The 12,764-nt window shown below is 70.7% G+C and carries 13 protein-coding genes and 1 pseudogene; 4 read left to right on the forward strand and 10 right to left on the reverse strand.

What is annotated here, in order from left to right:
- Window positions 1-36 precede the first annotated feature (36 nt).
- Together VG276_02890 and VG276_02895 are read left to right on the forward strand one after the other, a co-directional pair.
- Window positions 37-1,442, forward strand: a protein-coding gene (locus VG276_02890) for an IS3 family transposase (GenBank protein HEV8648356.1) whose coding sequence is annotated in 2 segments (ribosomal slippage) — window positions 37-358 and window positions 358-1,442 — 1,407 coding nt in all. Because the reading frame shifts where the segments join, the coding sequence is not laid out codon by codon here.
- A gap of 736 nt (window positions 1,443-2,178) precedes the next feature.
- Window positions 2,179-2,730, forward strand: coding sequence for an alpha/beta hydrolase (locus VG276_02895; protein HEV8648357.1), 552 nt, complete (start codon window positions 2,179-2,181; stop codon window positions 2,728-2,730).
- Between the two features lie 3 nt (window positions 2,731-2,733).
- On the opposite strand, the gene VG276_02900 is transcribed toward VG276_02895, so the two are convergent.
- Together VG276_02900 and VG276_02905 are read right to left on the reverse strand one after the other, a co-directional pair.
- On the reverse strand, window positions 2,734-2,994 hold the full coding sequence (locus VG276_02900) for a hypothetical protein (protein HEV8648358.1): 261 nt from the start codon (window positions 2,992-2,994) through the stop codon (window positions 2,734-2,736).
- A gap of 178 nt (window positions 2,995-3,172) precedes the next feature.
- Entirely contained in the window at window positions 3,173-3,514 is a 342-nt protein-coding gene (locus VG276_02905; protein HEV8648359.1) for a hypothetical protein, read from the reverse strand.
- Window positions 3,515-4,808: 1,294 nt separating this feature from the next.
- Here VG276_02905 and VG276_02910 point away from each other — a divergent pair.
- Window positions 4,809-5,273, forward strand: a complete 465-nt coding sequence (locus tag VG276_02910) for a hypothetical protein (protein ID HEV8648360.1) — start codon at window positions 4,809-4,811, stop codon at window positions 5,271-5,273.
- Here the strand turns inward: VG276_02910 and VG276_02915 are convergent.
- The 3 genes from VG276_02915 to VG276_02925 form a co-directional block, all read right to left on the reverse strand.
- Window positions 5,260-5,802 (reverse strand): hypothetical protein, encoded by a 543-nt coding sequence (locus tag VG276_02915; GenBank protein HEV8648361.1) that lies wholly within the window; start codon window positions 5,800-5,802, stop codon window positions 5,260-5,262. The two genes, VG276_02910 and VG276_02915, sit on opposite strands and share 14 nt — an antisense overlap.
- Before the next feature lie 199 nt (window positions 5,803-6,001).
- Window positions 6,002-6,184 carry a hypothetical protein gene (locus VG276_02920; GenBank protein HEV8648362.1) on the reverse strand — a complete coding sequence of 61 codons (183 nt, stop codon included), beginning with the start codon at window positions 6,182-6,184 and terminating at the stop codon, window positions 6,002-6,004.
- Window positions 6,185-6,220: 36 nt separating this feature from the next.
- On the reverse strand, window positions 6,221-6,373 hold the full coding sequence (locus VG276_02925) for a hypothetical protein (GenBank protein HEV8648363.1): 153 nt from the start codon (window positions 6,371-6,373) through the stop codon (window positions 6,221-6,223).
- Window positions 6,374-6,849: 476 nt separating this feature from the next.
- Between VG276_02925 and VG276_02930 the strand changes: the two genes are divergently transcribed.
- Window positions 6,850-7,509, forward strand: coding sequence for a transposase family protein (locus VG276_02930; GenBank protein ID HEV8648364.1), 660 nt, complete (start codon window positions 6,850-6,852; stop codon window positions 7,507-7,509).
- A 23-nt stretch (window positions 7,510-7,532) separates the two neighbouring features.
- On the opposite strand, the gene VG276_02935 is transcribed toward VG276_02930, so the two are convergent.
- The 5 genes and pseudogenes from VG276_02935 to VG276_02955 form a co-directional block, all read right to left on the reverse strand.
- Window positions 7,533-8,192 carry a tyrosine-type recombinase/integrase gene (locus VG276_02935; GenBank protein ID HEV8648365.1) on the reverse strand — a complete coding sequence of 220 codons (660 nt, stop codon included), beginning with the start codon at window positions 8,190-8,192 and terminating at the stop codon, window positions 7,533-7,535.
- A 24-nt stretch (window positions 8,193-8,216) separates the two neighbouring features.
- Window positions 8,217-9,971, reverse strand: a complete 1,755-nt coding sequence (locus tag VG276_02940; protein HEV8648366.1) for an IS1182 family transposase — start codon at window positions 9,969-9,971, stop codon at window positions 8,217-8,219.
- A 123-nt stretch (window positions 9,972-10,094) separates the two neighbouring features.
- A pseudogene (locus tag VG276_02945) lies at window positions 10,095-10,434 on the reverse strand (site-specific integrase).
- Window positions 10,431-11,369: a tyrosine-type recombinase/integrase gene (locus VG276_02950; GenBank protein ID HEV8648367.1), complete on the reverse strand. Its 939-nt coding sequence runs from the start codon at window positions 11,367-11,369 to the stop codon at window positions 10,431-10,433. Before VG276_02950 ends, VG276_02945 begins: the two are co-directional and overlap by 4 nt.
- Window positions 11,366-12,259: a site-specific integrase gene (locus VG276_02955; protein HEV8648368.1), complete on the reverse strand. Its 894-nt coding sequence runs from the start codon at window positions 12,257-12,259 to the stop codon at window positions 11,366-11,368. The genes VG276_02950 and VG276_02955 overlap by 4 nt, the downstream gene beginning before the upstream one ends.
- Window positions 12,260-12,764 lie beyond the last annotated feature (505 nt).

The raw sequence follows: 12,764 nt of genomic DNA on the forward strand, positions 1-12,764 counted from the left end.
CTGGACGCGCGTGCCCAGTCTGGGACCACGAATGACATGACCGAGCCGGACCCCGAGGTTCCCGAGCGCGCCCGCGGTCCGCGGCGGTACTCGGCCAGCTACAAGGCGCGGATCCTGGAGGAGTACGAGCGACTGGACAAGGCCTCGAAGGGCGCGCTGCTGCGGCGCGAAGGCCTGTACACCTCGCTGATCTCCGAGTGGCGCAAGCAGCGTGACCGTGGTGCGCTGGCGGCGCTGGGCAAGCCGGCGGGACGCCAGCCCGCCGATCCCCGCGACCAGCAGGTCGCCCGGCTGCGTCGGGAGAACCAGCGCCTGGCCAGCGAGCTCGACAAGGCCCGCAAGGTGATCGAGGTCCAGGGAAAGCTCTCAGCGTTGTTGGAGCAGCTCGCCACCGACAGCGTGACCGAGTCCCAGCAGGGCGAGACGAGATGATCGACCAGGCCGTCGCCGAGCTGACCGCGGTCGTGGGCGTGCGTGGCGCGTGTGCGGCGGTCGGCGAGGCGCAGGCGCGCTGGTATCGCCGCCACCGCCAGAGCCCGCCCCCCAAGCGTCCCGAGCAGCTGTCGTCTCCCCAGCCGCGTGCCCTCAGCGAGGTCGAGCGCAAGGAGCTTCGCCGAGTGCTCAACTCCGAGGAGTTCGTCGACGAGGCACCGGCCACGGTCTACGCCAAGCTGCTGGACCAGGGCGTCTACCTGGCGTCGGTGCCGACGATGTACCGGGTGCTGCGCGCCCACGACGAGGTCCACGAGCGCCGCCGGCAGGGCACCCACCCGGCGGCCAAGAAGCCTGAGCTGCTGGCCACCAAGCCCAACCAGGTCTACTCCTGGGACATCACCAAGCTGCTCGGCCCGGTCAAGTGGACCTACTACTACCTGTACGTGATCCTCGACATCTACTCGCGCTACGTGCCCGGCTGGATGCTGGCCCACGCCGAGAACGCCGACCTCGCCCAGGCCCTGCTGGCCGACACCGCCACCAAGCAGGGCATCATCCCAGGCCAGCTCACCATCCACGCCGACCGTGGCTCGCCGATGACCGCCAAGCCCGTCGCGTTCCTGCTCGCCAACCTCGGGGTGACCAAGTCGCACTCCCGGCCGCACTGCTCCAACGACAACCCGTACTCCGAGAGCCAGTTCCGCACCATGAAATACCGGCCCGAGTTCCCCGATCGGTTCGGCAGCTTCCAGGACGCCCACGCCTTCTGTGGCCGGTTCTTTCGCTGGTACAACGACGAGCACCGCCACTCAGGTATCGGGTTCCATACCCCCGCCGACGTCCACTACGGCCGCGCCGAGGTGGTGCGGGCCCGGCGGGCTGACGTGCTCACCGCCGCCTACGCCGAGCACCCAGAGCGCTTTGTCCGCAAGCCACCCCAACCACCGGCGCTGCCCACGGCAGTCTGGATCAACGAGCCCAAGGAGAACACCACGACGACACAGTGATTGCCCCACAGGCCTGCCTCAGAAAGGTTGACACGCGCCGGGGCCTGCAGGTATCCGTGTAGGCCCTCGAACCCCAGCACTCGAGCGCGCTCCTCTAGGAGCCGATCACGGCCACCGTCGACCGCAAACCCACCCGCGAGGACCAGCCGACGACGCGTTTCTGCTGGTAGTGGATTTGGCCATGCGTTACCGTCACCCCTGGGACGACGATAGGCAAACTGGCGATGACCAGCGCCTATGCGCGGTGATCCCGCCGGCTCGGGTAACGACAACCGGCAAGGGCACCCACCGGCCAATCTCGGCGCGCCGATGGAGACACCGGCTCACCAGGAGCGTTGTGCTCGGAGACAGCGCCGCGTCGGAGCGGTCGCAGTTGCCGGGTGGCAGTACCGGGTGACGACCAACGCATGGGCAAACCAGGCCACCGTCGGCCCCCCAGCGGTCCATCCGGGGAGGTTCCACCCTATCCACCGGCATCCACTGGCACAGCTACGCCTTCGTCACGACGCACGTGCTGGACCGCTCGGGAGGATTCGCCACCCGGGGAGGCGGTGGAGATCGTCATGCGGGCGGCAGCGCCTGATCGGCCGCCCTGCGCTCCAGCGGCGCCAGCGGGAGATCGTGGCAGGTGCCGCCGTTGCCGTGCGCGGCTACCCCGGCGAACCCATCACCGCAGCGCTGGCAGGGAAGCTGGTAAGCAGGTAGGCGGCCGCGTCAGCCGCCTGGCCGTCCACAGGTGGAACGACTGGGTGCCGACGGCCCGGTGGATCTGGTGGGCCACGACTGGGGCGGGGGCTTTGTGGTCCGGCTGGTCAGTCTCCGCCCTGAGCTGGTCCGCTCCTGGGTGACGGACGCGGCCGGTCTTGGTCACGCCGACTTCCAGTGGCACCAGTTCGCCAAGACCTGGCAGACGCCCGGCGCGGGCGAGGCCTTCATCGACAGGGCTCGCCGAGCCGGTCCAGGAGCGGGCCGGGATGTTGGAGCAGTTCGGCGTCCCCACGACCAGGCCGTCGCCACGGCCGGTGAAGACCCCACGATGGTCGGCTGCATCCTGGCGCTGTACCGGTCGGCGGTGGAGGTGGGCCGCGAATGGGCGCCGGAGTTCCGCGACGTGCCAGCCCCCGGGCTGGTGGTGGTTCCCTCCGAGGAGCCGTTCCTGTCGGCCGAGGTCGCTCGGCATGCCGCCCGCCAGGCCGGCGCGAGCGTGGCCGAGCTGGCCGGGCTTGGCCATTGGTGGATGCTGCTGCAGGATCCCGCCCGGGGCGCCGCCATGCTAGAACGGTTCTGAACCTCACTCCGCTAGAAGGCCAGCCGCACGCGTCGTTCTCCTCACCGGTGGGCGCAGAGCCGCATACAGCCAGCCGATCGGGTTGGCCGGCCGCCGCCGGCTCAAGACCAGCCCGATGGTGGCGTAGCCGAGCGGATAGGCCAGCGCGTAGGCGGCGCCCTCGGCCAGCACGCCGGGGGTGAGCGGCCGGGTCAACGCCAGGGTCACCAGCAACCCGGCGGCACAGCAGCCGAAGGTGGCCAGCCACAACGACCAGGCAGGCATGGGTCCTGGTGCGGGCGTGCAGCTTCACCGTCTGGTCCTCGGCGCGGTCGGGCTGGCGCGGGCTGATGCTGGCAGGCCAACGGTACGGGATCGTTACGGCCCAGATCGCCGTCGCATCGCCAGCACCGAGCCGCGCGTATCCCTGCGGCAAGGACGCTGTCAACCCAACACCCAGTAGTCAGACGTCGTCTTGACCGCCAGCGCCGTCTGTCGGGGGAGGCAGAGGCTTCCCCCACTCGTCCGGCGGCACGGTCGGCCTGCCACGGCTCCGCCATGGCGGCGCCTTTCCCGGCGGCGGTTCTATCTTCCACCAGCGGTAGAAAAGCCATGCGCTTCCCCACCAGAACACTATGAAGATGAACGCGGCCATCATGTCAGTGCCCTGCCCCTCGTCCGTCCCAGGGGCCCAGCCGGCAAACTCAGCGCCCACGTCGAAGATGCCTGCCATCACGACGCCGACGATGAAGCTGCCGGCCAGGACGGCGATGATCCGCAGGCGCCATGCGCGACCTGTTGGCATGCGTCTCCCACGTGTCTGGCCAGGAGGGATCGGCGATACGGCCAGCGAACTGCTCGCTCGGCCGGGATCGTAGTGGTTAGGCATGCCCGCCGACCACACCGACCCGGCCGGCCACCGGGCCACTCACGAGCGCGAGGCCGGCCTCGCGCTCGGCACCCGGGTCGCGGTCGCGGCCTAGCCAAGAGAAACGACTCCCACCCGACCCTGACCATCGGCACAAATGGGGACGAATCGCGACTTTGCCGGGGCCCTGAGCGGTGGAGCCGCAGAACACACAGCGTGGCCTGATCGCCACCTTCCTTGCCGAAGCCCAGCGCGGCGAGCTCTCGCCCCTGCTCGCCGTTACGACAACCCCTTTCGAGTAGGCGAAGCGACCAGTTGGTCCACGATGCAGAGTTTGGTTCCTACCTTGGTCCGGGGCATGGTCCATGTTGCGCCAATCGGCGTGTGGGCCTCAACGCTCAGGAAGGGGGGATTTGGTGACGGGCTTGACAAGGCGGTAGGTTCGGCCATAACCGCCCGGTTGGCTGAGTAGCGATACCTGCGGCCCATGGATGCCACGACGGCAGAGGGGCCGCCTTCGCCGCGATTCTCGGAGGTGCTCCATGACCATCTCCGTCAATGAGCAGGTCGCAGGGCACAAGGTGATCGTCAGGCCCGCGCCACCAGCTGGAAGTGGCCGACGCAGCGCGAGCTGCGAATGCGGCTGGAGGTCGCAGACAGGCCGCACCGAGCAGGTCATGCCCGAGATACGCACGCATCTAGACTCGGCCGTAAGGGCAAAAATCGCTAGACAGGCGACCGGCGATGCTCAATCCAGGCTTGCGGCCCTGACGCTCGCCCGTGCGCACTGTCGACCTGCCGCGCCGCACAGCGGTCAGCACGGCCGACTGGCCCCCTCGGGAGAATGGCGCGGCCGCGCCGAGCGGTGCGCTTCGCGCGATTGATCCAACGACGCGGCCGCGCCTTGGCGGACCTTCGGTCCGCGCCGCCTTTGTCGGCAATCTCAAGCCTGGCCTGGTTGCCACGTAGGGTGGCGTCTGCATGACCAAGCCGTGCATGTCCTGCGTGACCCTCGACCAGCGTCCGTTGTGCCGGTGTGGAGCCTTCATCGTTCGCACCCGACCGGCTCCACACGCGCGGGCGCACCGGCCGAATCGCCGCCGCCCACCTCCAGCCCACCGTGCCGACCAGGGGCTGCTTTGACCACCGCAGATACCACCAACAACGTATTTCGTCCCACCGCTGGGGGGCGGACAATCTCGGCCGGCCCTCATCGGGAAAGGAGTGCCACATGGCACGCAAGCTGTCCCTGCTGCTGCTTCCCCTTTTGCTGCTCGGGCTCACCGCGGGCCCGGCCTTGGCCCAGGCGACATCAACCACGATCCCATTCCACGGGGTGACCGAGGAGTTCCAAGACGTCAACCCCTGCACCGGGGACCCCGCCAGCATCCAGATCACCTACAACGGGGTGTTCCACTTCAGCACCGCCGCCAACGGCTCCGAGCACGTGACGGGCACCCAGACCGGCACCTTCTCCTTGACGCCACTGGACCCGACACTCCCCTCCTACACCGGCCACTTCACCATGTGGTTCGGCGGCAACCTCAACTCCCGCACCGAGGGCTTCTGGGTCACGTTCAACGTCAAGGGCACCGGCTCGGACGGGTCAACATTGTCCTTCAACGCCGTGGAGCAACTCCACATCTCGGCCACGGGCGAGGTCACCGTGGACTTCTTCAAGCTCAACTGCCGGTAGCGCTCGCCTCGCCTTCATTCGCCGTCCTCCGAGGAAGAAATCCGGCGCTCCGGCCTCCTGCAAGGAGGCACGCCGCGGGCCGGGGCTGGCCGATGCGCAGTCCAGGACCACCTGGAGGTGCATCGGCCGGCCCCGGCCGCGACACCGCACCCTTCACCGCCGGAACGCCACTGCCCCCCTCGCGGAAGCGGCGCAGAAGCGCCTTGGGCGGACCTTCGGCTCGCGCCGCCTTCGGTGGTGAGCTGCTACCCGACCGCCCGCTGAGCACGCCGGCAGGCGGCAGCCGTCGCGGTAGACGGCTGCGGTCAGGAATCCAGGTGGCGAGGTCAGCGGCGGCGTGTCGCAGTGCCTGATCGAGACGCCGCGGGTCGGCGAGCACGGCCAGCACCAACGTCTGGGTCAGGGTCAGCCGATGCAGCCGCTGCTGCTCGTCGGCGTGCAGCGCGCTCGACAATGCACGGTCCAGCTGGCGCAGGAACACGAGGACGGCTTGCTCGTCCACCATGGGGGGCTGGCCGTCCACGGTCATCCACGTCACCCCTCGACCGCCATTGGCGGGCGAAGTGCTGCACGGCGACGGCGTTGCTGGATCCTTGCTGCTGCGAACGCCACAGACCGGCCGAGGGACCAGCGGTCGGGGTCAGGACCAAGCCCGGCGAGCACAGGCGGTGGCCCCCGCCCCGGGGGGTGGCGGAGGCCACCGCTGCTGGTTGGAGTATCTCTCCCGCTTACGGGCCGCAGGAGGCCGGCCGGCCGTCCGGGTTGCCGGTGCACTGGCCGCTTTGGCCGCCACCGTTGCCGCCGTTGGTCGGCGGCGGCGGGTTCCCGAACGCCGGGGCCGACACGGCCATCAGCATGGCAAAGATGAACGCGACCGCGGTGCTGCGGCGCCGTAGGGTGCGTCTGGACATCGAGGGACCTCCCCTTCTGGGCGCTTACCCAAGACCCTAGTTGCCGCAACCTCCGCCTGGCGGCGGTGGCGGCTGGTGGCCCGGACACCCGTTGTTGCTGCCCGGGCCGCCCCCGGCATCAGCGAACGCCGGCGCGGCGGTCAGGCTCAGCGCAACCGCGAGCAGCAGCGCAGCGAGCTTGCGCTTCATGGAATCACCCCCCTTCCCCCGCAGCAAAGGATGTACTTCCTTCGCCTAGGCGGTACATCCCCGTTCTGCCGGAGCCTCGACGTAGTCCTGTGGCCCAGCTGGCACCCCTGAGCGGCCAGTCCGAGCCGCGTTCGGCCTCGCCATCCCGTGCCACGTTGCTGGCACGGCCAATCCGGGATCGAGCAGACAACCACGAGCACCCTGATCCCACCGGTGAGCTGGCCGCCCCTGGCGCGTTGCCTCCGACAGTTGCCAACCAGGCGGTGCTCACCAGGACGGCCCGCACCCAGCGGCCGACCTGGTACCCCACGGCCTCGGCATAGTGCGGTTTTGTCTGGTTGGTGTGGATATGGGGCAGGCACGGTTCCCGGCGATCATGTGGTTGTCGAAGCCCATGACCAGGACGGGAGACCGTGCCTGCCCCCACATCATCGCCCATTGCTGCCATCGCCGGTCATCGGGATCCATCCCGGAGCTTGGAGCCTGACCAGTGCCGCAGCCTGCTCGACTACCTCGCTGGCATGCCCGACCCGCGGCAGCGGCGGGGCCGACGCCATCCACTGGTCGGCGTGCTCGGCGTCGCGGTGTGCGCGGTGCTGGCCGGGGCGAGGGCCCTGGCCGCGATCGGTGAGTGGGCCAGCGACGCGCCCTGCCAGGTCATGGCTGCGCTGGGGGTGCGCTGTGACCCGTGGACCGGCGCCTGGCGGCCACCCGGTGAGGCCACCGTGCGTCGGGTCCTGGCCCGTATCGACGCCGACGCGCTGGATGCCGCGCTCGGCTGGTGGCTGGCCGACCAGCAGCCACCGGTACCGACCACCCGGACACCACCGGCAACCCGGCCGGCGTGGCCGGCGGTCGCGGTCGACGGCAAGACCCTGCGCGGCAGCGGCCACCACCCCAACCCGCAGGTCCACCTGCTGGCGGTGATGGACCACACCAGCCGTGCCGTCTTGGGCCAGACCGACGTGGACGCCACCACCAACGAGATCGCCCGGTTCCGGCCGCTGCTGGACGGGCTGGACCTCGCCGCCACCGTGGTCACCGCCGACGCGTTATACGGACATCGGGATAACGCGTCTTATGCCGAGGTCGTTGTTATGCCGAGGTGGTGGCGGTGGCGCTGCTGCTGGGGGTGACCGTGCCGGGGAGGTCGGCATAATCACAGGCTTTCGAGGAAGGCGATGATCGTGTCTGGTGGCTGGTAGCGGCCTGGGGTGGTGCCGGCTGGGGTGGTGCGGGCGAGGGCTTGTTCTTTGAGGGCGAGGTCGGCGTGGATGTAGACCTGGGTGGTGGCGACCTGCTCGTGGCCGAGCCACAAGGCGATGACGGTGGTGTCCACGCCGGCGTTGAGCAGCCGCATGGCCGCGGTGTGCCGCAGCACGTGGGGTGTGATCGTCTTGCCGGCAAGGGTCGGGCAGGTCGCCGCTGCGGTGGTGGCGTGGGTGGTCAGGCGCTGCCCGACGGCGTCTGGGCTGAGCGGGGTGCCGCGGCGGGTCGGGAACAGCGGGTCGGTGGGCGCTCCGCCGCGTTCGGTCTGCCAGGCGTGCAGGACGGCGGTGACGTTGGCGGTCAGCGGGGTGCTGCGTTGTTTTCGGCCTTTGCCCAGGCAGCTGACGTGGGCGCCGGTGCCGAGGTGGACGTCGGCCAAGGTCAGGGCGGTCAGCTCCGAGACGCGCAGGCCGGTGTGGACGGCCAGTGCCAGCAGGGCGTGGTCGCGTCGTCGGGTCCAGGTGGCCTGGTCGGGGGCGGCGAGCAGCGCGTCGGTCTCGGGCTGGGTGAGGTAGGTGCTGAGGGTCTGGTCGTAGCGTTTGGGTGGGATCGCGACCCTGCTGGCTTATTCGGGTCATGCGGCCAGGGCGAGTTGGAGGCGGGCGAGGTGGCTGGTGCGGGTGCGGTCCAGGGGATGGCCGTTCCACCAGGCATCCAGCCGGATCAGGTTGAGCGCGACGGCGGAGTACACGTGCTCAAGGTGGGTCTTGGCCAGGCCGCGGTAGCGGGCGCGACGTAGGCCGGTGACGGCGATGGCCTGGCGGATGGTGCCCTCGACACCGGCCCGCAGGGCGTAGTCGGCCTGCCAGTCCTTGGTGTCTTGCTCGGTGCGGGCTTGACGGAGGGTGTCGTGGAGGTCGCGCGGGTTCAAGGTGAGCTGGCGTCCGCCGCGCTTGGCGGTGGTGCACTGGTCGCGGGCCGGGCACGCACCGCAGGTGACGCCGGCGAATTTGACCACGATCTTCTCGGTGCCGTGCTGGGTGCATGGGCTCCAGGAGGAGCTGACCTGACCCTGCGGGCAGGTGGCCCGCCGGGACTGCCAGTCGATGGTGAACGCGGCCGCCTGGAACCCGGCGTTGCCTCTGGCCTGGACGGAGGTGTCGGCCAGGACCGGCGTGATCAGTGCGATGCCATAGGTGGCCCGCGCGCCGACGATCAACTCAGCGGACGGGTAACCCGAGTCGAGGTAGTGCTCGGCGGGGAGCAGGTCCCGGGCGGCGAGGGACTGGTGGATCTTGTCGGCCATCTTCGCGTCCGGCACGGTCGCATCCGTGGTCGCCACATTGGTGATGAGGTTGGGCCTGTCGGGGACCTGCCCTGGCTTTGGCCCGGGCGCGGCCTGCGCGGCCGTCCCGGCGATGTCGGCGGCACCCGGGGCGGTGCAGGTCTCGCTGAGGTGGACCTTGTAGCCATTCCAGAAGGTGTCCCGCTTGACGCCCCAGCGGGCGTCGGTGTCGTACGGGGAGGTCAGGCGCGATCTGCCCGGCGGGAGACCGTCCGAATCGGCCTCCCGCCACGCCACCTCCTGCCGGTTCGGCCCGCGGCTGACGGTGCGGGTGTAGTGCTGCAGCAGCACCGTGCGCAAGACCCCCACCGCGGGCAACTCACGCAGCCACTGCGGTGCGGCGGGCGCGTACACGGCCTCAAGCAGCGCGAAGCCGTCGCGCCCATAGGCCAGGGCCAGTTCGGTGCGCTTGGCCTGGGAGGCGGGCAGCCGCCAGGAGTCAACCCGCGCGGTGTACCGCCTGCCCCACCCGGCCACATCGACAGCCTGGGCCAGCCAGCCGGGCGCGGCGGCCGCCAGCGCCTCCAGGCAGGCCCGCACCGACTCCCCGGCCAACTCCAGCCGGTTCAAGTCCCGCACCGCCGAGATCACGTGCGTGGAATCGGTCCGCTGCCTGCCGCCGGCCTTGACCAGCCCCTTGCCCTGCAACGCGGCCAACAGCAGGTCCAAGACCCGCTCCTCCAGGCCATGGGTGACGACCCGGGTGCGGAACTCGCTCAGCACCGATGGGTCAAAGCCGGGGTCGTCCAGCCCCAGCCCCAGCGCGTACTTCCACGAGATCTTGTCCCGCACCGCCTCGGCGGCCTGCCGGTCGGTCAGATCCTCGGCCATCTGCAACACCGTGACCAGCGCCAACCGGCCCGGCGGCCAGCCCGGCTTGCCCCGCACCCCGAACGCTCCCGCGAACTCGGCATCGGCGAACAGCTCACCCAGCTGATCACGCACCCGCACCGGCAGCGGAACCTCACGCCCGGCATACATGGCCCGCACCGCGGCCGCAATCTCCTCCGCCGGCTGTGGCCACGGCTGCGGCTGCATGGACACCACGCACTCCATCCTGCGGCCGGGGACGGGGAAAGCCGACCGCAGCACGATCATGCACCCGAAGAAGATCAACAAGCGGGCGGCACGCCGAGCAAGCCTCAGCGCCCCGAGGAATTAGCCAGCAGGGTCGATCGCCAGGACCCGTTGGATGCCGGCGGCGTCTTGAGGGGTGGCGCAGGGCGGCGAAGCGGAACAGGGAGTGGATGGCGGCCAGGCGGGCGTTGCGGGTCCGCGCGCTGTTGCCGCGCTGGTGTTGGAGGTGGTCCAGGAACGCGCCGATGAGCGCAGCGTCCAGGTCGGCGATGTCCAGGTGGGAGGGTGGCTTGCCGGTGCGCTGGGCGGCGAAGGCCAGCAGGAGCTTGCACGCGTCGCGGTAGGCGGCGATGGTGTGGCCGCTGGCGTGGCGTTGGCGGGCCAGCCGGTCGGTGACCAACGCCTGCAGGGTCGGGGCGAGGGTGCTCATGGCCGGCCTGCCTGGGCTGCCAGGTGGGTGTCGAGGCGGTGCGCGGCCAGTGTGAGCAGCTCCGGCGCGGCCTGCAGGTACCAGGAGGTGTGGGTGGGGTCGGCGTGGCCCAGGTAGGTCGACAGCCTGGGCAGCAGCGCCTGCACGTCGGCGCCGCCGGCGTACCAGTCCAGCATGGTGGCCACCGCGAAGCTGTGGCGCAGGTCGTGGATCCTGGGCCGGCAGGACGCCGACCGGGCGGTGATGCCGGCCTGGCGGACCAGCCGGTGGACGGTGCGCCAGACGTTGTTGTAGCCGAGCCGGGTGCCCGCGGTGGAGATGAGCAACGCCGGGCTGGCCGGCGCCGGAAGCAGCCGGTCGCGCACGTGCAGGTAGTCCCGCAGCGCGGCCACGGTGCTGGGGTGCAGCGGGACCAGGCGGGACTTGCCGAACTTGCTGTCGCGCACCCGCAGCAGCCCGTCGTGGTCGGCGTCGAGGTCGTCGCGGTCGAGCCGGATCGCCTCGCCGACGCGCATCCCGGTGGCGGCCAGCAGGCCGATCAGGGTCCGGTAGGTCGCCGCGCCGAGCGGGCGGGGCAACATGGCGGCGGCATCGACGAGCGCGCCGATGTCGGCGGCGGAGTACAGGTAGGGGATTGCCCGGCGTGGCCCGCACCGCAGCAGCCCCGGTGGCGGGACCTCCACGCGCGGGTCGAGGGCGTGCAGGTGCACGGCGAACCCACGCACCGTCGACAGCCGGTGCGCCCACCAGCGCGGCGTGGCATCGGTCGGCGACATCGCCCAAGCCAGCGCGTCCTCGATGGTGGGCACCTCGGCGTCGTGGGCGTGCAGGTAGGCGACGAACTGGGCCAGCAGCCGCTCCGCCTGGTCGAGCTTGAACCCCAGCGCACGGCGGACGCGCAGATAGTCGGCCAGCGCCTGGCCGAGCGGGCTCACCGGGCACCTGCCGGCCAGGGACGAGCCAGCAGACGCAGCGCATCGATGTCGACCTTCGCGTAGATCGCGGTGGTGAGCGCGTGGCGATGCCGCAGCACCTGCCCGATCTCGCCGAGCGACCCGCCGCCGCGCAGCATGCGAGTCGCTGCGGTGTGGCGGAGCCGGTGAGCGTGGATCGGGCCGAGCCCGGCCCGCTGCCCAGCACGGGCCACCACCTGCGTCACCGCGCCGCGGGTCAACGCCTGCCGCGGCGCGCGGACCCGCACGAACAGCTCCCGGCCGCCACCGGCGGCGGTGGCGGGCCGCCCGGCGGTCAGCCAGGCAACGATCGCCTGGCCGACATCGGCCGGCAGCGGCAGCCGGTCATGCCGGTTGCCCTTGCCGTGGACAGTGACCGCACCACCCCGCCAGTCGATGTCGTCCAACCGCAACGCCGCGGCCTCGGACGCACGCAGCCCCAGCCGCACCAGCACCGTGAGGATCGCCAGATCCCGCCGTCCCACCGCGGTGTCCTGGTCGCAGGACGCCAGCAGCGCCGCGACCTGGCCATCGTCTAGCGCCTTGGGCACCCCGGCGAGCTTCCAGGTAGCCACCGGCGGCACCACGCTGGCCAGCGGCTGGTCGATGAGCCCCTCGACGTGCAGGAACCCAAGCAGCGACCGCAGCGCGCCCACCATCCGCGGCGCCGTCCCACCACGAGCGTCCTGGCAGTGGGCAACCACGAACGCGGTGACGTCAGCGGCGCGCAGATGCTCCAGCGCAACCCCGCCGGCCGCCTCCCAACCCGCAAGGAACGGCCGGACCAGCTCCACATTGCGCCGGATGGTCATCTCCGCAAGGCCACGCTCGGCGGCCAGCCAGCGGGCATACCGGCCCAGCAACGCCTCCACCGGCCCCGCTGGACCCGGCGTCGCTTCTGCCGGGACGACCTCCCGTCGTCGCAGGAACCCCAGCAACGGCGCCAACGCCCGACGTGTCCAATGGCTGGCACACCCCAGCCTGCGGCGCTCCGCCAGATAGGCGTCCACCAGTGCGGACGTCAACCCAGCAGTGTCCAGGCCCCGGCCGGCAAGCCACCCGCTCAGGTGCGCCATCAGCTGCGGTTGCACCGCGGCAGCGCCCGGCGAGTATCCCCGCCCCGCCAGTTCGCCGCGGAAGCCTTCCGCGTACGGCTCCAGCGGTCCGGGCACCCGAATCCGTGATGGATCCCTCATGGGCTGCTCCTCCCCGTCGACGATCGGACGGGAGAAGACCGACCAAGCCCGGACCATGCCCTGTGATTATGCCGACCTCCCCGGCACGGTCACCCCCAACAGCAGCGCCACCGCCCACCACCTCGGCATAACAACGACCTCGGCATAAGACGCGCTCCACACCCAGCACGCCCACGCCGAG

The sequence above is a fragment of the Actinomycetes bacterium genome (assembly GCA_036000965.1).
GTDB lineage: Bacteria > Actinomycetota > CALGFH01 > CALGFH01 > CALGFH01 > DASYUT01.

What these genes read in the sequence shown, in the direction of transcription:
- VG276_02925 (HEV8648363.1), bottom strand. Translation starts at nt 6,373, where the DNA reads ATGAAGCGCAAGCTCGCTGCGCTGCTGCTCGCGGTTGCGCTGAGCCTG.
- VG276_02905 (HEV8648359.1), bottom strand. Translation starts at nt 3,514, where the DNA reads ATGCCAACAGGTCGCGCATGGCGCCTGCGGATCATCGCCGTCCTGGCC.
- VG276_02915 (HEV8648361.1), bottom strand. Translation starts at nt 5,802, where the DNA reads ATGACCGTGGACGGCCAGCCCCCCATGGTGGACGAGCAAGCCGTCCTC.
- VG276_02910 (HEV8648360.1), top strand. Translation starts at nt 4,809, where the DNA reads ATGGCACGCAAGCTGTCCCTGCTGCTGCTTCCCCTTTTGCTGCTCGGG.
- VG276_02900 (HEV8648358.1), bottom strand. Translation starts at nt 2,994, where the DNA reads ATGCCTGCCTGGTCGTTGTGGCTGGCCACCTTCGGCTGCTGTGCCGCC.
- VG276_02920 (HEV8648362.1), bottom strand. Translation starts at nt 6,184, where the DNA reads ATGTCCAGACGCACCCTACGGCGCCGCAGCACCGCGGTCGCGTTCATC.